Raw genomic sequence first — 20,639 nt, 5'->3', positions numbered from 1 at the left:
GTGAAATGTGTCACGCGGAAATACGCTAAATATGGCCAATAAAAAATAATGTGATGGCGATACAATAAAAACGCTCATATCACCTGCGGGTTATCGGTAAACCAGGCTATTTATGTGATTACGACCAACAACGAAGAAGGGCAACGCGATGGTGGAAATTATTCCTGTTAGCACGACGCTGGAACTACAAGCGGCAGATGAAAGTCATGTTCCGGCGCTGCACCAACTGGTACTCAAAAACAAAGCGTGGCTACAACAGTCGCTCGACTGGCCGCAATATGTCACGTCGCAGGAGGAAACGCGTAAGCATGTGCAGGGTAATATGCTGTTGCACCAGCGTGGTTACGCCAAAATGTACCTGATTTTCTGCCAGGATGAGATGGCGGGCGTACTCTCATTTAATGCCATCGAGCCGATAAACAAAGCCGCCTATATCGGTTACTGGCTGGATGAGTCCCTTCAGGGGCAAGGGATAATGTCGCAATCATTACAGGCGCTGATGACACATTATGCCCGGCGCGGCGATATTCGGCGCTTTGTCATTAAATGCCGCGTTGATAATCAGGCCAGTAACGCAGTCGCACGGCGCAACCATTTTACGCTGGAAGGCTGTATGAAGCAGGCGGAGTATCTTAACGGCGACTATCACGACGTTAATATGTATTCCCGCATTATTGATGCGGATTAAAGGGAACCGACTAAGGGGGTACGCGTAATACGATCCTCGCCATTGATCACTTTTGGGCCGCGCAGGTGAATAGTATTGCCGTCAAAGGCTATAACCGTCGCCCGTCCGCTAATCTCGACCTGGTGCTCAATCAGAATTTCGCCCTGTATACAGGTCTGGCCTTCAATCAGCACGCGGTCGTCCAGTAAAATCGGGCCTCCGCGTATCTCAGCATGTCCGCCTACCAGCACATGATGTTTTAACACACAGTTGCCTTCGATTAACGCATGTTCCGCTACCTGCGAGCTGTAGCGAAGGGTAGGGATAGCATCTTCCTCTGTGCCGGCGATAACCCGCGCATGGCCATAGACTTTGGCGCAGTCACAGATCCAGACATTATTGTCTTTGTTGCCTTCGATGAGCGCGAAATCAAAGACCTCCGCCCGGTGCTCAATAAAAGCGTGAGTGATAGTGGCGTCGCCATAAAGCTGTACCTGATGGACAATCCGCGAATGGTTCACGGTGGCGCGATCGTAAATTTGTAAAATCTGCGCATGTTCATGCGTTAGTCCCTGAACAGCGAGAATTTCTGACTGGTTTAACACGCGGGCATCGCCATAAATCGCACACTCTCCGCGCACGGAAGAAGACTGAATGGTGACGTTGTCACTTATCCGCGCGCCATCGCTGATATCAGCGCGATCAATCCAGACGTTATCGCCTATTCGCACGTTATTGTAGAGCGTGCATGGCTGCGTGATACGCGCGTTCCCCGTAATTTCCGTGCCCGCAAAGGCCATCGCGTTTTCATCATAAATCCAGCAATCCCCCTGTTGTGACAGCACATTATCGGCATCAACCCAGCCGCCGGAGGTTCCGGCTTTAACATCGTTAAAATCCGTTACGGCAATAACTTGTCGTAATAAGACGCTTTTCTTCTCACCGTCTACCTGATAAGTAAAAGCACGAGGTTCTTCACTCAGTCGATATTTGATCATAGGGAAATTCCGTGTGAACGATTAAGATAACCGTAGCAAAGGTACTGGCGAAACAACCAGAAATTCCATAAAATGCATTTCAAATATACTTTATAAATTAAACAAAATGCGTAATCACAAGCAGAGCGATCGCGTGCTCAATCTGCCTGCGGGCTATTTTGGCATCGTCCTTGGCACTATCGGTATGGGATTCGCCTGGCGTTATGCCAGTCAGATATGGGCAATAAGCCACTGGCCCGGCGACATCATGGTGATCCTGGCGATGATTATTTGGGCACTCTTGACCCTGGCGTTCCTTAGCCGTCTGGTGCGCTTTCCCCATAGCGTGATGGCTGAAGTGCGACATCCGGTAATGAGCAGTTTTGTCAGCCTGTTTCCCGCCACCACGATGCTGGTCGCGATCGGTTTCGTTCCCTGGTATCGCCCGTTGGCCGTTGCGCTATTCAGCGTGGGGGTCGTCATACAACTGGCGTATGCTGCCTGGCAGACGGCGGGACTTTGGCGCGGAGCGCATCCGGAAGAAGCGACAACCCCGGGGCTTTATCTGCCCACGGTAGCGAATAATTTTATCAGCGCTATGGCCTGTGGAGCGCTCGGTTACAATGATGCCGGACTGGTGTTTTTAGGCGCAGGCGTCTTTTCGTGGTTAAGTCTGGAGCCGGTTATTTTGCAGCGACTGCGTAGCTGCGGCGAATTACCGGCGGTGCTGCGTACGTCGCTGGGTATCCAACTGGCGCCCGCGCTGGTCGCCTGTAGCGCCTGGCTGAGCGTCAATGGCGGGGAGGGCGACACGCTGGCGAAAATGCTATTCGGCTACGGTCTGTTACAGCTTTTATTTATGCTGCGATTAATGCCCTGGTATTTATCACAACCGTTTAATGCTTCCTTCTGGAGTTTTTCGTTCGGCGTTTCCGCGCTGGCGACCACGGGGTTACATCTTGGTCACGGTAGTGAATCAGGGCTTTTCCATATTCTGGCCGTCCCGCTGTTTATTTTCACTAACGCTATTATCGCTTTATTGCTGGTTCGTACATTTCTATTGCTGGTGCAGGGGACGTTGCTTATTCGCACTGAGCGCGCTGCACTGTTGAAAACGGAGGAAAAAAATGACCGTTCGTGACGAAAATTACTTTACTGAGAAATACGGTTTAACCCGCACGCATTCGGATGTGCTGGCGGCGGCAAAGGTTGTCGCGCCAGGCCGAACGCTGGATTTGGGATGTGGCAATGGCCGTAATAGTCTGTATCTGGCCGCGAACGGTTATGACGTTACCGCGTGGGATAAAAATCCGGCCAGTATGGCTAATCTTGAGCGTATTAAAGCGGCAGAAGGGCTGGATAATCTGCAAACCGACCTTGTCGATCTGAATACATTGACCTTTGACGGTGAGTACGATTTTATTCTCTCGACGGTGGTTATGATGTTTCTTGAGGCGCAAACCATTCCCGGTTTAATTGCCAATATGCAACGCTGCACAAAAACCGGCGGGTATAATTTGATTGTTGCGGCAATGGATACGCCGGACTTTCCCTGTACGGTGGGATTCCCGTTCGCTTTTAAAGAAGGCGAATTACGCCGCTATTACGAAGGATGGGACATGCTGAAATACAACGAAGATGTCGGCGAGCTTCACCGCACGGACGAAAACGGCAACCGTATCAAACTGCGCTTTGCTACGATGCTGGCGAGAAAAACGGCCTGAGCGATGCAAGTTCTGTAAGTCTCGCAGCGTTCGGCATTTTTTTGTCGGGCGCTGCGTTCAAATTGTGCTGTCGTTACCATTTTTAGTGCATCCAGAATGATTTCGTTTTGCTATTATTTCCTTTGCATCATTGCGAAGACTAAAGGGATCGTTTCATGCGTACTCATACTTTATTTAAAGTTGCAGTGCTTACTGGCTTGCTGGCGTTATCCGGCTGTGCGTCCAAAGTCACACAGCCGGATAAGTATTCTGGATTCTTAAAAAATTATTCGGACCTGCAGGAAACTACCTCCGCCACGGGAAAACCGGTGTTGCGCTGGGTAGATCCACATTTCAATGACTCTAACTATGATAGTATTGTTTACAATCCGATAACATACTATCCCGTCCCCAAACCAACGACCCAGGTCGGGCAGCAAGTTCTTGATAAACTGCTGGCTTATACGAACACTAAAGTAAAATCAGCAATTGAACAGCGCAAACCGCTGGTCACGACGCCAGGGCCGCGCAGTTTGATTTTCCGCGGGGCGATTACGGGCGTGGATACCAGCAAAGAAGGGCTGCAATTCTATGAGGTGATCCCTGTAGCGCTGATTGTGGCGGGCACGCAAATGGCGACGGGCCACCGGACCATGGATACCCACCTCTATTTTGAAGGTGAGCTGATAGATGCCGCGACCAACAAGCCGGTCGTCAAGGTAGTACGCCAGGGTGAAGGTAAAGACCTGAGTAACTCCAGTACGCCAATGGCGTTTGAGACGTTGAAACAGGTCGTGGATGATATGGCGACGGATACCTCTATGTTTGACGTTAACAAAAAATAATTCTGCGGCGCCATCGCAAGATGGCGCAAACCCCGGCAGATTAGCGGTCACCATCAGCCAGACAACGATGGGCGGCGCGTTCTCGTTAATACTGCGTAGCCTATCCCGCCAGCGATCAACCCCCAGAATGCCGATCCGATGCCCATCAGCGTTAGCCCACTGGCGGTGACGAGAAATGCGATAACTGCCGCGTCACGCTCACTTTCGTGAGTAAGCGCCTGATACAGACTACCGCTAATCGTACTTAACAGTGCCAGACCAGCCAGCATTTGCACCCAGCTAACCGGCAGGGCGACCATCAGCGCGGTTATCGAACCGCCAAACCACCCGGCAAGTAAATAAAAAACGCCTGCGGCGGCGGCCGCTAACCAGCGACGCGTTGGATCGGGGTGCGCGTCCGGGCTTTGACAAATGGCGGCTGTAATGGCGGCAATGCAGATAGAATAAACGCCAAATGGCGAAAGCAGCAGCGCCAGCAATCCGGTAAAAATCATTAACGGAGAGACAGGAAGCTGATAGCCAGACGCCTTCATTGTGGCGACGCCGGGGGCGTTTTGCGATGCCATCGTCACCAGGAAGAGCGGTACCGCGACGCTCAGGCTTTGAGCGAATGAAAAGTGGGCGGGAACGAAGGTGGGCCACACCGGCGCGAAATGAATACCGCTCATCGCCACCTTACCCTGGATGAGCGCCACCGTTATTCCCATCACCATGGCAGCAATAACGGCATAGCGGGGCGCGAATACTTTAAAGAGTAGCCACGCCAATAGCATACCGCCGCACATGACAAACTCTCCGTTGAGCGTCCCGAACGCCTGCAGGCCGAAGCGTAGCAGTATTCCCGCCAGCATTGCAGCGGCAAGAGAATGGGGGATTATCCGCATCAAACGCGCAAACAATCCCGTGACGCCGCACAGCACAATCAGGGCATTGGCGACAATGAATATGCCCACGGCATCTGGCAACGATAATCCCTGAAGCCCTGTCACCAACAGGGCGGCGCCAGGCGTTGACCAGGCGGTTAAAACCGGCGCACGATACCACAAGGTTAACGTTAGTGTGCTTATGCCCATGGCTATACCGAGGGCGGTCATCCAGCCGGCGATCTCTGCGGGTGTTGCGCCAGCGGCAAGCGCCGCCTGCCAGATAATGGCGGCGGAACTTGCATAGCCGACCAGAACGGCGACCAGACCAGATAATACAGTAGGTAACGGCAGTGATAACAGACGCATGATCGCCTCTTGTGCGTTATAACGGTCAGTCAATGTAGCATTGTGCGTTATAGCGTACAAGTGATACGCTATGGCCTTACAGGGGGGAAAAATGGATAATCTGACACACTATCTGGCGACCACGTTAAGAACGTTACGCCATCAGCGAGGCTGGAGTTTATCGCGTCTGGCGGAGATCTCCGGCGTCTCAAAAGCCATGTTAGGGCAGATAGAGCGTAATGAATCTAGCCCGACAGTCGCAACGCTGTGGAAAATTGCGACGGGCCTGAACGTTCCATTCTCAGTGTTTATTTCTCCTCCGCAGGCCGAATTTCCTCCGACCTTCGATCCCCAGCAGCAAGCGATGGTAATCACACCGTTGTTTCCATGGGATCCTGAACTCTGTTTTGACTATTTTTCCCTATTGCTGGCGCCTGGCGCGGTCAGCGAATCAACGCCGCATAAAGCCGGCGTTGTCGAACATGTGGTGGTGATTCAGGGTCGGCTGGACATGTGTACTGGTGGGGTATGGCAAACCATAGACGCCGGTAAAGGATTGCGTTTTGCCGGTGATATGGCGCATACCTATCGCAATAGCAGTGACCAGACGGTTCATTTTCACTCGCTGATCCATTACCCGCGTGGTTAAGCGGGAAAACTATTTCGTTAGTTTGCGCTTCTGACTACAATAGCCGCCATTTCGCTGCTATTGGATAAGAAAGACTGTATGCGCCAGCAACCTCACTATCTCGAATTATTAAGTCCGGCCCGTGACGCCGCAATTGCTCGCGAAGCGATTTTGCATGGCGCAGATGCCGTCTACATCGGCGGACCCGGTTTTGGCGCACGTCATAACGCCAGTAACAGTCTGCGCGATATCGCCGATCTGGTTCCGTTTGCTCACCGTTATGGCGCCAGGATTTTTGTCACGCTGAATACTATCCTGCATGATGATGAGCTGGAGCCCGCGCAGCGGTTAATCACCGATTTGTACGACACCGGGGTGGATGCGCTGATTGTGCAGGATATGGGCATTCTGGAACTGGATATCCCGCCGATTGAGCTTCACGCCAGTACACAGTGTGATATTCGCAGCGTGGAAAAAGCGAAGTTTCTTGCCGATGTCGGTTTTTCACAGATTGTACTGGCGCGCGAGCTTAATTTGAGTCAGATAGCGGCTATTCATCAGGCTACTGACGCCACGATTGAGTTCTTCATTCATGGCGCGCTGTGTGTCGCTTATTCTGGGCAGTGTTATATCTCTCATGCGCAAACCGGGCGCAGCGCCAATCGGGGCGACTGTTCGCAAGCCTGTCGCTTACCGTATACGTTAAAAGACGATCAGGGGCGGGTGGTCTCTTACGAAAAACATTTGCTATCGATGAAAGATAACGACCAAACGGCTAACCTCGGCGCGTTGATCGATGCAGGCGTACGTTCCTTCAAGATTGAAGGGCGCTATAAAGACATGAGCTATGTCAAAAACATCACCGCGCATTATCGTCAGATGCTGGACGCGATTATCGAGCAACGTGGCGATCTGGCGCGTGCGTCGGTTGGTCGGACCGAACACTTTTTTGTTCCCTCCACGGAGAAAACTTTCCATCGCGGCAGCACCGACTATTTTGTTAACGCGCGTAAAGGTGATATTGGCGCATTTGATTCACCAAAATTTATTGGCTTGCCGGTAGGTGAGGTGCTGAATGTGGCGAAGGATTATCTCGACGTAGAAGCTACGGAGCCGTTGGCGAATGGCGATGGTCTGAACGTGTTGATTAAGCGTGAAGTGGTAGGTTTTCGCGCCAATACGGTGGAGAAAACCGGTCATAACCGCTACCGCGTTTGGCCAAATGATATGCCTGCCGACCTGCATAAAGTCCGTCCGCATCATCCGTTGAATCGTAATCTGGATCATAACTGGCAGCAAGCGCTGACAAAAACCTCCAGTGAGCGCCGTGTGGCGGTTGATATCATGCTGGGCGGCTGGCAGGAACAGCTTATTCTGACGCTGACCAGTGAAGACGGTGTCTGCATCACGCATACGCTTGACGGGGTATTTGAGGAAGCCAACAACTCTGAAAAAGCGTTGAATAACCTAAAAGCCGGACTGGCGAAGCTGGGACAGACGCCTTACTACGCGCGTGATATGCAGGTGACATTACCGGCGGCGTTGTTCGTGCCAAATAGCCTGCTCAATCAGTTCCGTCGGGAGGCGATTGATATGCTTGACGCGGCGCGGCTGGCCCATTATCAACGAGGTCGTCGGAAACCCGTGGCGCAGCCTGCGCCGGTCTACCCGCAAACGCATCTCAGCTTTCTCGCTAATGTCTACAACCACAAAGCGCGGGAATTTTATCACCGTTACGGCGTACAATTGATTGATGCGGCCTATGAGGCGCATCAGGAGAAGGGCGAGGTACCGGTCATGATCACCAAACACTGCCTGCGTTTTGCGTTCAACCTTTGTCCAAAGCAGGCGAAAGGAAATATTAAGAGCTGGAACGCCACGCCGATGCAGTTGGTGCATGGCGATGAGGTACTGACGCTAAAATTCGACTGCCGCCCTTGCGAAATGCATGTCATTGGCAAAATTAAAAACCACATCTTAAAAATGCCCCAGCCCGGCAGCGTTGTCGCTTCAGTGAGCCCTGAAGCGCTGATGAAAACGCTGCCGAAGCGCAGGGGCGTTTAATTAACGAAAATAGCTCTCTGGTTTGCGCGATTTCTGCCAGTTGTGGTGCTCGCGCAAGCCTTCCGCGGATTCTTCCGCTGCCGCCCGTAATTCATCGCTGTCGGCTTCGTGTCTAAGCTGGTGCCCTCCCGTCGCAAACCATACGAATGCGTGGTCTTGCTGTTTCGCCAGTAACTGGCCTGAAAACAGCGCACAGGTCAGTAAAACTACTGATAACGTTTTTGTAAGCATCATGCCACCTTCCAGTTACGTCGTGAGGCTATGATGCCAATAATTTCTTTGAGTTATTATTCAACACTTCAAATTAGCGAAAACGGTTTGTCAATAAGTGCGATAAGTTGTATGAGAAAATATATTTATACTCAGTATGTCAATTATAAAAATAACGAGCCAATTCGTTCCATAGTAAATCCATCATTCCCTGGAGGCATATTTTTAAAGTTATTGTATTAGAGGGTTTTGGTATTGCCAGGGGATTGTAAGCCATACTATTTATGGTGTGATCAACTCTGGTGATGAGCCTCATTTTTTGTTGTTTCAACGAGTGAAGATAAATCTTCAGAAAAAAGGCTGTTATGAACTTGTAGCGCTACATATTCAGTAAGCTCGTTTAAACATAGCAGGCCATGAGAGGAACTTTCTTCCAGCATATTCATTAGTATCTCATTCTTAAACAAACATGAATAAACAATTTGAGTAACTGAGCTTTGTGCATAATTTGGTTCAAACGCTGCATTCTTTAAATTAGTATTCTCAATAACCTTTGCGGCTATTTTGTTTTTGATAGCATCGTCAATAGCTGTTACACCTGCTTGTGCGATGCCCAGATTAATCCTGGAGGAGATGGCGGCTTTTCTTTCCTGTTCCTTCCAGTCACATAAATTACCCTTTTCTGCCATGGCGATAAGCGTCTCTTCTATATTTTTTAGGTCAACGGGAAATGTTATACCGCCGGATAGCGAGAGTTGTAACCGCTCAGGGAACAAGCAACATAGCGGTTCACAAACATAAGTGCTAGCTTTTATATTAATATCAGAATATCTTTTCAGGTGGGCAGACTGAGTATCAACACAGAGCACTGTTCTATTCATTATCTCATAATAGTAGTGATCCTGACGTATCATAATGCATAACGGAATATCTTCGCCATCTTTAATACAGAGATTTGTATACTGACACTCAGCATCTTTATAGTGCTGAAAATGGAAATTTCCTCTGCATGACGGTGATGATAATTCATATAACGCACAAAATAAATCAAATAAACGTTGCGCGTCAGGCGGAGAGGCAACATCACATAATTCCTTTATATATTGATCGGCAGCGGATCTTCGCGTGCTACAGAAAAAATCTTTAATCTTTTCCCATAGTAACGTAAAGAAGGAGCGTTGAGAGATGGCACTTTGAGAAAACATCTCACTCTTTAAAAATCCTCTCCCGATAGTAATTGGCATAATGTAGACCACAAGTGATTATATGATACTTCATTACTGGAATAGGTGGTATTCGAAATATTATCCCATGTTGCACATCGGTTTGCCTATCGGTGAAACACCTGATTTTTGCTTTGTCCTGAACCGTCAACATTATTGTTCAATTGTTCAAATCGACCCGTAGCTTTAGTCATGCCCACGCCTCCTGGCCATGAAATATGTCAGATAAAACGAATGAAAGTAAAACGGTTTTCTTAATTCTCACATCATCATGTACTATGAGTAATGATTAATTACGCACTATATTATTTTTAGAGAAAGTAAATAGTTGCTCAACCGTGTAGAAATTGCCTTATAAGAAGTTAAACTAAAAGTATTATTAGGCTAACAACAATGAGATGTTTAGCGGTAGGGCAGAAGGCCAATACTGATAGTGCTTATGATATAAATACCTTACTCTTTAGTTTTTGTCTTAATTATATTTGTTGTAACGATTAGCTGACGGCTTTATTTCCAGTTGGGCGATAAAATTATAAAAACCTGCGAGGAGGCTCAAAATGAAGAAATCAGATGGTGAAATTCACGAAAAGACAGCATCCTGGGGCATTTTGCAGTCAGAATGGCTAAGGAAATGTGGACGGCTATTATTGCTGTTACTTTACCGTTTCGTTATCGGATGGGCTTTTTTTCAGTTACTTGCCATGATCGTGGCAGGGATATTTTTGTTAGGCATCTTATTATTTCACCCCATAATATTTGTACAGACTATCGCAATTACTGAGAAGTTAAATCATGCTTCGCTTGATTTATGGCATATCCTTAAGTTATGCCTATGGCATTACGGTATCATCGCAGGGTTTATTTTTATGGCGGAGTGTACGTTAAGTAAAAGTATACGGCAGGTTCAGCGCTTGTCCAAAAAATTTGGGGCACAGGATTTTTCTTCACGCCCGTGATCCGCCGCTGCAACCTGCGGTCTTACTGAATAATGGCTATGACCAGCAGACCGAATTATCTCGGTTCGAGGGGGATTCTATGTGTTTGCACAACTGCAGTGAATCGTAATTTCAGTGCATTATCGCCGACAATCGACGTGTTCCTCACTAATTGCCTTCCTGACTATATAGTGGTCTTATCTTTGGCGAAACAATGTTATTTAGTTATGGAAGGCGACAACAACTGTACTACTGATTATCAAATGACCTTTCTGGTCAGGTAGACTCGCCTTTGTGAAAACACATCGTTATCTGTGCTCCTGAGACTCACTCCCTTGCCGCCTTTACGCAACTCGAATTATTTTGGGTATAGAACAGGAGGCGCAGTGGTCGTATAAGCAAAATATAAACTCTCCGTTTGTGATAAGGCACAGATTACAGGGGGAATGATGTTTATTTTAACCATCTGTTTAAGCGGTGTCCGCTAATCTTTACCTGCTCAAATACATAATCACCCCTGTGACTCTCGCGAGGTGTAACATATGGTAAAATGCGTATCTTCTTTCCTCCTGTTCAGCCTGTTGTCCGTTCAGGCAATGTCAGCTGAAAACCATATTGATCTCCACCAGCCAAAAGACTTTGTCGATATTACTACGGTCGCCCCCGACGTACAGGTAGACATGCGATACTTCAGTTCCCATAACTTTATTGGTCGCCCCATTAAAGGCTATAACGCGCCTGTTTGCCTGTTAACACGACCAGCCGCGAACGCAGTGAAGCAGGTCGCCGATCGTTTACGCCCCTTCGGACTTACCTTAAAAATATATGATTGCTACCGTCCGCAAAGCGCAGTGAACGACTTTATCGCGTGGGCCAAAGATCCTTCTCAAAACCAAATGAAAAACGAATTTTATCCGCAGGTAGAGAAAAATCGTCTGTTTGAGGAAGGTTATCTTGCCGCCAGATCCGGCCACAGTCGGGGAAGTACGCTTGATCTAACGATTGTTCCACTTGACAGTAAAATACCAATATACGATCCCGGACGACCACTGGTGAATTGTACTGCGTCCGCGGCGCAACGCTCGCCAGATAATAGTCTGGATTTTGGTACCGGCTTTGACTGTTTTAGTCCGTTATCCCATCCCGATAATGTCATACTTACCGCTCAGCAACGCGCAAATAGGTTGTTATTACAAACATTGATGCGTGATGCGGGTTTTACGCCACTGGATACTGAATGGTGGCACTTCTCTCTTACTCATGAACCATACCCGAACACTTGGTTTGACTTTCCCGTTAAGCAGAGACCCTGAAACGGCGTTTTGTTGCGAAATCTAATCATTACGCCTGTTGGAAAGCACCATAACAGTTAGCAAATCATTGTTAATTTTAACAACTGATATACACTGCGGTTGCCACCTGCAAGCAGCGCTCAATGAGATCGAATAATGAAAAAATATCAACGTCTGGCGGAGCAAATTAGAGAACAAATCGCCTCTGGCGTTTGGCAACCCGGCGATCGATTACCCTCGCTGAGGGAGCAGGTCGCCAGTAGCGGCATGAGTTTTATGACTGTCGGTCATGCGTACCAGTTGCTGGAAAGTCAGGGACGGATTATCGCCCGTCCGCAATCTGGTTATTATGTCGCGCCGCATCCGGTTTGTCGGTCAGTCGCGACGGCAGCGCACGTTATTCGGGATGAAGCCGTAGATATCAATACCTATATTTTTGAGATGCTGCAGGCGAGCCGTGATACCTCTGTGGTGCCCTTTGCCTCAGCGTTTCCCGATCCGCGTCTGTTTCCCTTGCCGCAATTGAACCGCTCTCTGGCGCAGGTCAGTAAAACCGCGACGGCAATGAGCGTCATCGAAAACTTGCCGCCAGGTAATGCAGAATTGCGCTATGCGATAGCACGCCGTTACGCGCAGCAGGGGATTACCGTTTCTCCTGACGAGATTGTCATTACCGCCGGCGCGCTGGAAGCGTTGAATCTTAGTTTACAGGCGGTGACGGCGCCGGGAGACTGGGTGGTGGTGGAGAACCCCTGTTTCTACGGTGCGCTACAGGCCCTGGAGCGATTGCGCCTGAAAGCGTTGTCGATACCTACCGATGTTAAAGAAGGTATCGATCTTATGGCGCTGGAGCAGGCGTTACAGGAATATCCGGTGAAAGCGTGCTGGTTAATGACCAACAGTCAGAATCCATTAGGGTTCACGCTGAGTGCTGAGAAAAAAGCGCGGCTGGTCGCGTTACTCACGCACCATAACGTGACGCTAATTGAAGACGATGTTTATAGCGAACTCTACTTTGGCCGCGAGAAACCTCTGCCTGCCAAAGCATGGGATCGCGACGATACCGTGTTGCATTGTTCGTCTTTTTCCAAATGTCTGGTTCCCGGTTTTCGCATTGGCTGGGTTGCGGGAGGAAGCCATGCCAGACAAATTCAGCGTTTGCAGTTAATGAGCACATTATCTACCAGTTCCCCCATGCAATTGGCGTTAGTGGATTATCTCTCGACACGTCGATATGACGCGCATCTGCGCCGATTGCGAAGGCAGCTTGCCGAACGTAAACAGCAAGCCTGGCAAACCCTTTTGCGCCATCTCCCGGCGGAAGTAAAAATTCACCATAACGATAGCGGTTATTTTCTTTGGCTGGAGCTACCTGAGCAGCTTGATGCCGGTGAACTTAGCGCCAAAGCGCTTGAACACCTTATCAGTATCGCGCCGGGGAAAATGTTTTCAACGTCCGGCGCCTGGACGCGTTTCTTTCGTTTTAACACCGCATGGCATTGGGGAGAACGGGAAGAACAGGCCGTAAAACAGCTTGGAAGCCTGATTCGCGAGATGCTGAGCGCTAAAAGCCTTGTGTGAGGTGGAATGCGTGTCAGCTCACAACCTGACTAAATTTCCCGAGTGTGCCGGGTGAGCATCTGGCGCGCCGTCTATTTTTAGGAAAGCGGCGGCCCGTTCGCCGGAAATCGATTAATGACGATATGGGAAAATGCTATGCAATATCAATTACTGATTAATGGCGTGCTGGTGGACGGCGAAGGAGAAAGGCAGTCTGTTTATAACCCGGCGACAGGCGAGGTCATACTTGAGATTGCGGAAGCGTCGCCCGCGCAGATTGACGCCGCAGTGCAGGCCGCCGATAACGCGTTTGCCGAATGGGGGCAGACCACACCCAAAGCACGGGCGGAATGTCTGTTAAAACTGGCGGACAGCATCGAGCAAAACGCCCTTGAGTTCGCCCGGCTTGAATCGCAAAACTGCGGTAAGCCTTTGCACTGCGTAATTAATGATGAAATTCCGGCAATCGTGGATGTCTTTCGCTTTTTTGCCGGCGCGGCCCGTTGTTTGAGTGGACTGGCGGCGGGTGAATATCTGGAAGGGCATACGTCGATGATCCGCCGGGACCCGATTGGCGTGGTTGCCTCTATCGCGCCGTGGAATTATCCGCTCATGATGGCGGCCTGGAAGCTGGCGCCAGCGCTGGCGGCAGGTAACTGCGTGGTGATTAAGCCTTCTGAAATTACGCCGCTGACGGCGCTTAAACTTGCCGCGCTGGCGAAGGATATCTTTCCGCCGGGGGTGCTCAATGTCCTGTTCGGACGAGGGCAGACTGTTGGCGATGTATTGACCGGCCATGAAAAAGTACGCATGGTCTCTTTAACCGGTTCTATCGCGACCGGGGAGCATATTCTGCGCCATACTGCGCCAGCGATAAAACGTACGCATATGGAACTCGGTGGTAAAGCCCCGGTGATTGTTTTTGATGACGCCGATCTGGATGCAGTGGCGCAAGGCGTCCGGACTTTTGGTTTCTATAATGCCGGACAGGATTGTACTGCGGCGTGCCGTATATACGCGCAGCGCGGTATCTATGATGCGCTGGTCGAAAAGCTAGGGAACGCAGTAAGCAGCCTGAAAATGGGCGCGCCGGAGGATGAGTCGACAGAGCTGGGGCCGTTAAGTTCGCTGGCGCACCTGAAGCGCGTCACAGCGGCTGTAGAGGAGGCGAAGGCCCTCAGCCATATCCGTGTGATTACTGGCGGAAGTCAAACGGAAGGTAAAGGTTACTATTTCGCTCCGACGTTGCTGGCAGACGCCAGACAGGAAGATGCCATCGTTCAACGCGAGGTCTTCGGCCCGGTGGTCAGTATAACCGTCTTTGATGATGAAGATCAGGTTCTGAGGTGGGCCAACGATTCTCGCTATGGTCTGGCATCCTCCGTCTGGACTCAGGACGTTGGGCGGGCGCACCGGCTTAGCGCCAGATTGCAGTATGGCTGTACCTGGATTAATACCCATTTCATGTTGGTTAGCGAGATGCCGCATGGAGGGCAAAAACAGTCGGGATACGGCAAAGATATGTCATTGTATGGTCTGGAAGACTACACACTTGTCCGTCACATCATGGTTAAGCATTAAGGATCATTTACTGTTCAGAAAAATCGTGAAAAAATAGGCGGGTGTCGGCGGAGAGGGGGACCTCCCCGCCAACATGCGCAGCAAGTACTCAAAGGTTGAACACCTCAAGCAAACCAGCCGAATCTCAACGAGATCAGACCCAAAAGTCCTGCAGCAGCAAAGACATTAATCAGCACGACGGTTTTACTGGAAACATTCATTTTCGCCACCTTTCATCATAACCCCTATGGGTATAGTACGGGTTGGCGAGATCCGCAATAATACGTAAACAGGATATTCTGTGAGCGGAGCCGTGCATTGAGAACGTTTTGCTGTTAAGGCTGATAAACCTTGATGTGTGTCAAATAAAAAGAGCATATTGCGCGCGTTTTTTCCTCTGGTTGGCGCGGATGCCTGATATGACCCTCTTTCAAAAGATATTAATTTTTTACGCCGTCATGGCGGTGATATCATCCCTGATCACCTGGTTTTTGACTCATGACAAAAAACGAATTCGTTTCCTGAGCGCCTTTTTGGTTGGCGCGACATGGCCGATAAGTTTCCCCGTCGCATTGCTGTTTTCGCTTTTCTGACCTCAAGCCCGATACAGGTTACCGGGCATGGTTTTTCCGCCAGGTCAGGCTATCAGGGCAATTAATTGCGCTCTGTCTACGTCGGTAACGTCCTGCGGATGCCGATATCCTGCGTTCTCATTGGCCAGGGTATACAGCGCAACAAGCCAGTCATAGACATAGCGGCTGGCGGCGTGAACGGGCTGTTCGTCAAGCTTTGTTAGACGCAACATTGTCGAACGCGGCGTTGCGGCGAAAATGGCTGCGCCTTTCTGAACGCGGCTGGCCGGGCGTTGGGCCTCCTCGATATTGGCGTAGCCGAGCCAGGCGATGAAGTTACCAATGATGGCATGAAGCTGCGCGCCGCTAACCTCCTCGCGCTGCATGGTTTTCTGTAACTGCTGAGGTAAACCGAGGCGATAGCCGGCGGTAATTAAAATCTCCGCCACTGCGTTGAGCATCTGCGGTTCCAGTCCCAGACGCTGCGCATTATCCCGGCAGTGGGCCCACTGGCGCAGATGATTGATCCACATTTTGTGCGCCTGGTAGCCTGTTTCGTGACCTTCTGACGCTGAAGCGCGCGTTGGTTCGTCGGCAAAGAGATCGATCGCGTCATTAAATAAACCGCTGACCTGTTCTTCTCGCGACTGTCGGGTGCGCAGCAACGCTTCGAAATTCTGTACTGGCGGTAACAGCCCGGCCAGCAGGTCGCCATGTCTGGCGGCCTGGGCCTGAAGACGCCGGATCACGGTTTCAACCGGTAGCCGCGCGTCATCAAACATCGGTAACAGATCGCGCACGCGGCCTCGCAGTTGTGCGCGTAACGCCTGTAAGCGCGCCTGTCGCTGTGGTGCCGATGTCGCCTGCGATAACCACTCCACCAAACGCTGCATACTGTGTTTATCCAGCGCCTGCAACGTTCCCCAATGCACGCCAGGTTTACCCATCAACTGCTGGACGGCCTCATCCAGATTTTGCTGGGTGGCAAAACGGGCATCCTGTGGAGTAATAGCCCAGACGACGCCGGGTAACGCTGATTCATGCTGCGGCTGCGTGGCGTTAACCCACTCCAGTAAGTGACGGGCGGCAGTGGACGTTTGCGAGCGAGATGCCAGAGCATTGCAAATCACCAGAACATCGGGCTGTATCTGCTGACGGTAATGGGCCAGCATCCAGCCTAATTTCGCCCGCCATAACGGATGAGGATGACTGTCTGGCGCGACCGGAATATCCAGTAAATCAACGTTATCCAGTACGCTATTTTCAACGGTTAGCACCAGTTCGCGGGTAAGCAGCGCCAGAGAATCAAGCGAAAGGCTGACCGCATTGAGCAGTCGGCCTTCCTTAACCGGATGCACCACCACATCGCTTTGCGTATCGCTGGCGGTTAGCGCCATTTGCGTCAGGAAGTTTTCCGCCGGTAAGCCAAAATGATCGACCAGCAGGCTGAGCGGCGCCGCCAGTTCCCCGGCATGGCCGGTTTGTTGCAACATATGCGCCAGCGCCAGCCATTGCTGGGTGATCTCTGGTTGCTCTCCCCACAGTAATGCCCAGGCGTGCGCCCGTGTCGTGAGATCCAGCGTAGGCAAGAGCGAGGCAAAGTGTTGCCATGTCGCATCATCAATATGTTGTCTGGCGGACGGCAGGCAAGAGCGCCAGAAACTCGCGATGGTCGCTACCTCTTCAGCGGTAACGCCGGGGACGGGCTGCGGTTGGCGAAGCGATTGCCATTTCTCCAGGCGTGATGTGATAATGGATTTTTCGACCTGGCGACAAACGGGGGATGCGCTGGTCCAGGCAATAAAGATCTGCACCAGTTCGGCTTCACTGATCAAGCGCAGGCGCAACGGCCAGCCGTTCTCGTTTGAAAAAATGTCGCGCGTAAAGCGAATAGCCATATTCGCTGGCGCATGACCCGGATTGATGTGGCTGAAATAATCATAGTCACGGTCCGGCGTGATAATTTCCAGCTTGCCATTCTCGTTACCGCATAGCGTCGTTAACAGATGCGCTTTTGCGGATTGCGCATACCCGTACAGACCAACGCAGCCATGTGACGCGCAGGCGGCGTTGAGCGCTGACTCATCCGCCGCGGCAAGCGTAAGTTGCGCCAGCAGAGCGTCGGCTTCGTCATCCAGTCGCGTTGCGTAACGGCGCGTGTTGTTAACCCACTCGATAACAGCCTGGGTGGCGTTTAACGGTTTTGTCATTTCAGGTATACACTCCCGCTATCTATCCAGTAGTGGCTGCCGCTGTGGCGGCGGTCAGCCAGCGTATTCAATTTTAATGTCAGCGCATCGGCGGCGACCGGCGTCCCGTCCTGGAGCCAGGCATCACTTAATATGAACGATTCCGGGGCGCTATCTTTGCTACTGCCGCGTAATTTCAGTCGCACATTCAGTACGCCGTCGCCAGCGATGGTTTTCGCCAGTTCAGCGGAATTAATGCTCAGGCAATAGAGTGGGGTTGCCGGCCAGCGACTGTTCGCCAGTTGACGAAAGCCCAACGTCACGTTGCCGCGTAGCGGAAAATGCAGGCGAGCGTCCAGCGTCGCGCCGGGTTTATCCAAATCGATCTCGTGATACCAGATATTTTCATCGCGAAGCGTATTAACGGTATTATCCAGTACGCCAAGATAACGCACAGTCGAATACGCGCCGATATCAGCCGCTTTAAAATTGAAACGCGGCAGACGTAAGTCCAGCGCCAGGCTGCATAACATCGCGCCCACCGCGGCAGTGGATTTTGGGTTACCGATACGCCCTTGCTGACTGAAGGGATACCATTCATGTACCTGATACTTATCCATCCACACAATGCGATTAACCGGCACCGGTTGTAAGTGCCGGATGAGCGCCTGTACGCCGGGTAAGCAGGTCGGTCTCCCCGTCACCAGCAAGATATCGCAGTGATAGTGGGAGATCGCTTCGCAGACCGCATGAAGCGGCGTTGTTAGCGTAAACTGACCGGCCAGCAGAGCCTCCTGAAGCTGGCTAAACTGGATTTGCAACGGCACATTGAATATATCAAATGTCGGCGAACCAGACGGTAAGGCATGATCGATCGCCTGCTGGATATAGTTCATCACGTTGCTCGTTGGGCGGCGGATCAGCAGATCGCCAAATGTCGCGTGTAAACCGGCAAACGGATCGTTAATGTCGCTTTGCTCCCAGGCGGAAAGTACCGCATGGCCCAGCGGCATAAATAATTGCAGCGCCGTTTGCTGACGCAAAATGGCCTGAGTATCAATTCGTCCCGAATCGCCAAATAAGGTCGCCAGCAGGGCGGCGGCATCCGTAACGCCTGCCCGTTGCAACGCCGTTTGCAGGGAAGGGAGTACACAGCGCTGAATGATATCCAATAGCAGATCGTCCCCGGCGACTTTAAAACCTTCGCGAAACAGGAGATGAGGCGTAATTTTTACATTGGCCCCCACGCCGTCATCTAACTGATAGTGAACGATCGCCATATCCGTCGTGCCGCCGCCGATATCAATCGATGCCACGCGCAACGCGCGTCCGGGGACGACGCCGGGTTCAGGTTGGCGATCCGGTCTGGCGAGCGCATTAAAAAAGGATTCGGTACGCCCGGCGTAATGCGAAATGGCTTCGTTATAAAGCCATACCAGTTGGCCGCAACTTGCTTCGTCCCATTCCATCTGTATTTCTGGTACCGGCACCACGCTTTTTTCACGCTGCTTAGGCGTGGTGAAATCCTCATCCTGCGGATGCCAGCCCATGGCTTTCCAGACCAGCGCCAGTGCTTCAAACATTCGCTGGCGGAAAATTTCTCGCTCCTGTTTCGGCATGGCGGAAGGCAGCGTTAAAATCAGGGTGCGTAGCTGGCGCGGCGAGGCGGGAAAGCCGAGCCGCAGCCGGGTGGCAACGCTGTTAATTTGCCCCAGCGCCTGAGCCAGAATTTCGCACAACATATGCGTCATCAAGGTGCTACGGCTGTATTGCGGCGAAAAAACCGGTAGCCTTTCTTCATGCGGCAGGCGGAATAACGGCTGTCCGTCATCGTTCATCAGATTCATCAGCGGAAACGCGGTGGCAAGCGGTTCGCGCTGCGTTTTACCGTGGATCTGGCTAAAACGCCAGTCCTGCAAGGCGGGGGTTTCATCCCACAGGTAGCGGCGCGGGCTGGAGATACCGCTGCTGCCTTCGGTGCCCACACGCTGCATAGCAAGGGCGCGAGCCTCGTCGCCCACACGCACAATGGAAGGCCAGACAAAGGCGTCGTCTCGTCCGCTTTCGACAGAAAAGTGTTGCTTGCCAAAGCGCGCTTCTGAGAATTCCACCCGGCTGGTAAATAAAGGATCGTTCAGAAACTGCGGCTCGCTTAAAGAACGCACCTGAAGCTCTGCCGTCTGGCGCAACCCATCATTCGCATCGCCATGATCCTCGATCAAGACGCCGCAGGTATGCGTATTGCCGACATCCAGAATCAGATCGACCGGGATTGCGGGCGTGCTTAACGTATGTGTCACAAACTTTACTTCCGGCACCGTAAGCTGTTCGCCTAACAGCGTCAGTAAATTCAACCAGTGCGCCTGATACTCAAAGCTACGCAGCGCTTGTTGTATGGCCTGTTCCGGACGGTTTTCCACCTGTGAGGCATACTGAAGAAACGACTCGCGCAGCCAGCCGTCAATCCATGTCTGGTCAAGAAAATCGGCAACTTCTTCATCGCGCCAGGCGAGCGCAAAACGTGTGCCATTGAGCAGATCGTTTTCGCAAGGCGCCAACGCCGCAGGCATATTTTTTGCCAGCTGACTGTCGAAGGCGAGGGTGATGCGGTGTGTGTTTCCGGCGCTATCTGGCTCGCTGAGTTTACGTACCTGAATGCGCGCCCAGTTATCCGGCCCGTCAATAAAGGTACGCGGCGGATTAAAACGCAGGAACGGCAGGGGAAGCCAGATTCCGTCGAGTACATCCAGAGAATAGTGCAGCGTCTGAGTGCTTTCCGGTTTCACGACTTCGGGTTGGCCGCCTGCACGTCCAGGCAACGTGTAGCGCCCGCTGGTCAGATCAAAATCGAGGCGCAGTAGCGGGCCGTTTGCCGTTTTGCGCACAAAACGTCCGTAGTGGGCCGACTCTTGCGGCGTTAAGCCAAAATCAAGAAACTGGACGCCGCTGTTTGCAATGAGCGTGACGCTCTGTTTGTAATCACACAGATTGACCAACATAAAA

General features: G+C 51.3%; 19 protein-coding genes. 12 read left to right on the top strand and 7 right to left on the bottom strand.

The window, feature by feature from the left end; translation table 11 throughout:
- The first annotated feature begins 148 nt into the window (after positions 1-148).
- Positions 149-688: a 50S ribosomal protein L7/L12-serine acetyltransferase gene (rimL, locus tag J4728_RS14340; protein WP_208211945.1), complete on the top strand. Its 540-nt coding sequence runs from the start codon at positions 149-151 to the stop codon at positions 686-688.
- Here rimL and ydcK read toward each other — a convergent pair.
- Positions 685-1,665: a YdcK family protein gene (gene ydcK, locus J4728_RS14335; protein ID WP_208211943.1), complete on the bottom strand. Its 981-nt coding sequence runs from the start codon at positions 1,663-1,665 to the stop codon at positions 685-687. The two genes, rimL and ydcK, sit on opposite strands and share 4 nt — an antisense overlap.
- A 106-nt stretch (positions 1,666-1,771) precedes the next feature.
- On the opposite strand from ydcK, the gene tehA reads away from it, so the two are divergent.
- The 3 genes from tehA (at position 1,772) to J4728_RS14320 (ending at position 4,192) form a co-directional block, all read left to right on the top strand.
- Positions 1,772-2,785, top strand: coding sequence for a dicarboxylate transporter/tellurite-resistance protein TehA (gene tehA / locus J4728_RS14330; RefSeq protein ID WP_001243996.1), 1,014 nt, complete (start codon positions 1,772-1,774; stop codon positions 2,783-2,785).
- Complete coding sequence (gene tehB / locus J4728_RS14325) at positions 2,772-3,368, top strand: tellurite resistance methyltransferase TehB (RefSeq protein WP_023182153.1); 597 nt, start codon at positions 2,772-2,774, stop codon at positions 3,366-3,368. Before tehA ends, tehB begins: the two co-directional genes overlap by 14 nt.
- A gap of 155 nt (positions 3,369-3,523) precedes the next feature.
- Positions 3,524-4,192 (top strand): DUF3313 domain-containing protein, encoded by a 669-nt coding sequence (locus tag J4728_RS14320; RefSeq protein ID WP_001259025.1) that lies wholly within the window; start codon positions 3,524-3,526, stop codon positions 4,190-4,192.
- Between the two features lie 53 nt (positions 4,193-4,245).
- On the opposite strand, the gene J4728_RS14315 is transcribed toward J4728_RS14320, so the two are convergent.
- Positions 4,246-5,424 (bottom strand): benzoate/H(+) symporter BenE family transporter, encoded by a 1,179-nt coding sequence (locus tag J4728_RS14315; RefSeq protein WP_208211941.1) that lies wholly within the window; start codon positions 5,422-5,424, stop codon positions 4,246-4,248.
- A gap of 91 nt (positions 5,425-5,515) precedes the next feature.
- Between J4728_RS14315 and J4728_RS14310 the strand changes: the two genes are divergently transcribed.
- Together J4728_RS14310 and J4728_RS14305 are read left to right on the top strand one after the other, a co-directional pair.
- Positions 5,516-6,052 carry a helix-turn-helix domain-containing protein gene (locus tag J4728_RS14310; protein WP_000369553.1) on the top strand — a complete coding sequence of 179 codons (537 nt, stop codon included), beginning with the start codon at positions 5,516-5,518 and terminating at the stop codon, positions 6,050-6,052.
- A 78-nt stretch (positions 6,053-6,130) separates the two neighbouring features.
- Positions 6,131-8,095, top strand: coding sequence for a peptidase U32 family protein (locus tag J4728_RS14305; protein ID WP_208211939.1), 1,965 nt, complete (start codon positions 6,131-6,133; stop codon positions 8,093-8,095).
- Here J4728_RS14305 and J4728_RS14300 read toward each other — a convergent pair whose 3' ends face one another.
- Both J4728_RS14300 and sifB read right to left on the bottom strand, forming a co-directional pair.
- Positions 8,096-8,326 (bottom strand): DUF2554 family protein, encoded by a 231-nt coding sequence (locus J4728_RS14300; RefSeq protein WP_000956438.1) that lies wholly within the window; start codon positions 8,324-8,326, stop codon positions 8,096-8,098. It abuts the gene before it with no gap.
- Between the two features lie 272 nt (positions 8,327-8,598).
- The gene (gene sifB, locus J4728_RS14295) at positions 8,599-9,549 is read right to left on the bottom strand and encodes an SPI-2 type III secretion system effector SifB (protein WP_001122931.1); all 951 of its coding nucleotides are present in this window, start codon (positions 9,547-9,549) and stop codon (positions 8,599-8,601) included.
- Between the two features lie 536 nt (positions 9,550-10,085).
- On the opposite strand from sifB, the gene J4728_RS14290 reads away from it, so the two are divergent.
- The 5 genes from J4728_RS14290 (at position 10,086) to patD (ending at position 14,896) form a co-directional block, all read left to right on the top strand.
- Positions 10,086-10,484, top strand: a complete 399-nt coding sequence (locus tag J4728_RS14290) for a hypothetical protein (protein ID WP_000747895.1) — start codon at positions 10,086-10,088, stop codon at positions 10,482-10,484.
- A 32-nt stretch (positions 10,485-10,516) separates the two neighbouring features.
- Entirely contained in the window at positions 10,517-10,747 is a 231-nt protein-coding gene (locus tag J4728_RS14285; RefSeq protein ID WP_001597849.1) for a hypothetical protein, read from the top strand.
- Between the two features lie 258 nt (positions 10,748-11,005).
- Positions 11,006-11,776, top strand: coding sequence for a M15 family metallopeptidase (locus J4728_RS14280; protein WP_000237715.1), 771 nt, complete (start codon positions 11,006-11,008; stop codon positions 11,774-11,776).
- Between the two features lie 135 nt (positions 11,777-11,911).
- Positions 11,912-13,336 carry a GntR family transcriptional regulator YdcR gene (gene ycdR, locus J4728_RS14275; protein ID WP_000760692.1) on the top strand — a complete coding sequence of 475 codons (1,425 nt, stop codon included), beginning with the start codon at positions 11,912-11,914 and terminating at the stop codon, positions 13,334-13,336.
- Positions 13,337-13,450: 114 nt separating this feature from the next.
- Positions 13,451-14,896: an aminobutyraldehyde dehydrogenase gene (gene patD / locus J4728_RS14270; protein ID WP_151116569.1), complete on the top strand. Its 1,446-nt coding sequence runs from the start codon at positions 13,451-13,453 to the stop codon at positions 14,894-14,896.
- A 104-nt stretch (positions 14,897-15,000) separates the two neighbouring features.
- Here patD and yncL read toward each other — a convergent pair whose 3' ends face one another.
- Positions 15,001-15,096 (bottom strand): stress response membrane protein YncL, encoded by a 96-nt coding sequence (gene yncL, locus J4728_RS14265; protein ID WP_001103198.1) that lies wholly within the window; start codon positions 15,094-15,096, stop codon positions 15,001-15,003.
- A gap of 198 nt (positions 15,097-15,294) precedes the next feature.
- Here yncL and J4728_RS14260 point away from each other — a divergent pair, with 198 nt between their 5' ends.
- Positions 15,295-15,468 carry a GhoT/OrtT family toxin gene (locus J4728_RS14260; RefSeq protein ID WP_000171943.1) on the top strand — a complete coding sequence of 58 codons (174 nt, stop codon included), beginning with the start codon at positions 15,295-15,297 and terminating at the stop codon, positions 15,466-15,468.
- Positions 15,469-15,512: 44 nt separating this feature from the next.
- On the opposite strand, the gene srfC is transcribed toward J4728_RS14260, so the two are convergent.
- Both srfC and J4728_RS14250 read right to left on the bottom strand, forming a co-directional pair.
- Entirely contained in the window at positions 15,513-17,657 is a 2,145-nt protein-coding gene (srfC, locus tag J4728_RS14255) for a virulence-associated effector SrfC (protein WP_208211936.1), read from the bottom strand.
- Positions 17,654-20,635 carry a virulence factor SrfB gene (locus J4728_RS14250; protein ID WP_023232519.1) on the bottom strand — a complete coding sequence of 994 codons (2,982 nt, stop codon included), beginning with the start codon at positions 20,633-20,635 and terminating at the stop codon, positions 17,654-17,656. Before J4728_RS14250 ends, srfC begins: the two co-directional genes overlap by 4 nt.
- Positions 20,636-20,639: the final 4 nt, after the last annotated feature.

The organism is Salmonella sp. 32070601201500089SM, from assembly GCF_017573605.1.
Taxonomy (GTDB): domain Bacteria; phylum Pseudomonadota; class Gammaproteobacteria; order Enterobacterales; family Enterobacteriaceae; genus Salmonella; species Salmonella enterica.
Note: the sequence above shows the minus strand (reverse complement) of the source record. Positions and strands in the feature narration are given on the sequence as shown.

What these genes read in the sequence shown, in the direction of transcription:
- ycdR (WP_000760692.1), top strand. Translation starts at nt 11,912, where the DNA reads ATGAAAAAATATCAACGTCTGGCGGAGCAAATTAGAGAACAAATCGCC.
- tehB (WP_023182153.1), top strand. Translation starts at nt 2,772, where the DNA reads ATGACCGTTCGTGACGAAAATTACTTTACTGAGAAATACGGTTTAACC.
- J4728_RS14285 (WP_001597849.1), top strand. Translation starts at nt 10,517, where the DNA reads ATGGCTATGACCAGCAGACCGAATTATCTCGGTTCGAGGGGGATTCTA.
- yncL (WP_001103198.1), bottom strand. Translation starts at nt 15,096, where the DNA reads ATGAATGTTTCCAGTAAAACCGTCGTGCTGATTAATGTCTTTGCTGCT.
- tehA (WP_001243996.1), top strand. Translation starts at nt 1,772, where the DNA reads ATGCGTAATCACAAGCAGAGCGATCGCGTGCTCAATCTGCCTGCGGGC.
- J4728_RS14320 (WP_001259025.1), top strand. Translation starts at nt 3,524, where the DNA reads ATGCGTACTCATACTTTATTTAAAGTTGCAGTGCTTACTGGCTTGCTG.
- J4728_RS14300 (WP_000956438.1), bottom strand. Translation starts at nt 8,326, where the DNA reads ATGCTTACAAAAACGTTATCAGTAGTTTTACTGACCTGTGCGCTGTTT.
- J4728_RS14290 (WP_000747895.1), top strand. Translation starts at nt 10,086, where the DNA reads ATGAAGAAATCAGATGGTGAAATTCACGAAAAGACAGCATCCTGGGGC.
- J4728_RS14260 (WP_000171943.1), top strand. Translation starts at nt 15,295, where the DNA reads ATGACCCTCTTTCAAAAGATATTAATTTTTTACGCCGTCATGGCGGTG.
- J4728_RS14310 (WP_000369553.1), top strand. Translation starts at nt 5,516, where the DNA reads ATGGATAATCTGACACACTATCTGGCGACCACGTTAAGAACGTTACGC.
- J4728_RS14305 (WP_208211939.1), top strand. Translation starts at nt 6,131, where the DNA reads ATGCGCCAGCAACCTCACTATCTCGAATTATTAAGTCCGGCCCGTGAC.
- srfC (WP_208211936.1), bottom strand. Translation starts at nt 17,657, where the DNA reads ATGACAAAACCGTTAAACGCCACCCAGGCTGTTATCGAGTGGGTTAAC.
- patD (WP_151116569.1), top strand. Translation starts at nt 13,451, where the DNA reads ATGACGATATGGGAAAATGCTATGCAATATCAATTACTGATTAATGGC.
- J4728_RS14315 (WP_208211941.1), bottom strand. Translation starts at nt 5,424, where the DNA reads ATGCGTCTGTTATCACTGCCGTTACCTACTGTATTATCTGGTCTGGTC.
- sifB (WP_001122931.1), bottom strand. Translation starts at nt 9,549, where the DNA reads ATGCCAATTACTATCGGGAGAGGATTTTTAAAGAGTGAGATGTTTTCT.
- rimL (WP_208211945.1), top strand. Translation starts at nt 149, where the DNA reads ATGGTGGAAATTATTCCTGTTAGCACGACGCTGGAACTACAAGCGGCA.
- J4728_RS14250 (WP_023232519.1), bottom strand. Translation starts at nt 20,635, where the DNA reads ATGTTGGTCAATCTGTGTGATTACAAACAGAGCGTCACGCTCATTGCA.
- J4728_RS14280 (WP_000237715.1), top strand. Translation starts at nt 11,006, where the DNA reads ATGGTAAAATGCGTATCTTCTTTCCTCCTGTTCAGCCTGTTGTCCGTT.
- ydcK (WP_208211943.1), bottom strand. Translation starts at nt 1,665, where the DNA reads ATGATCAAATATCGACTGAGTGAAGAACCTCGTGCTTTTACTTATCAG.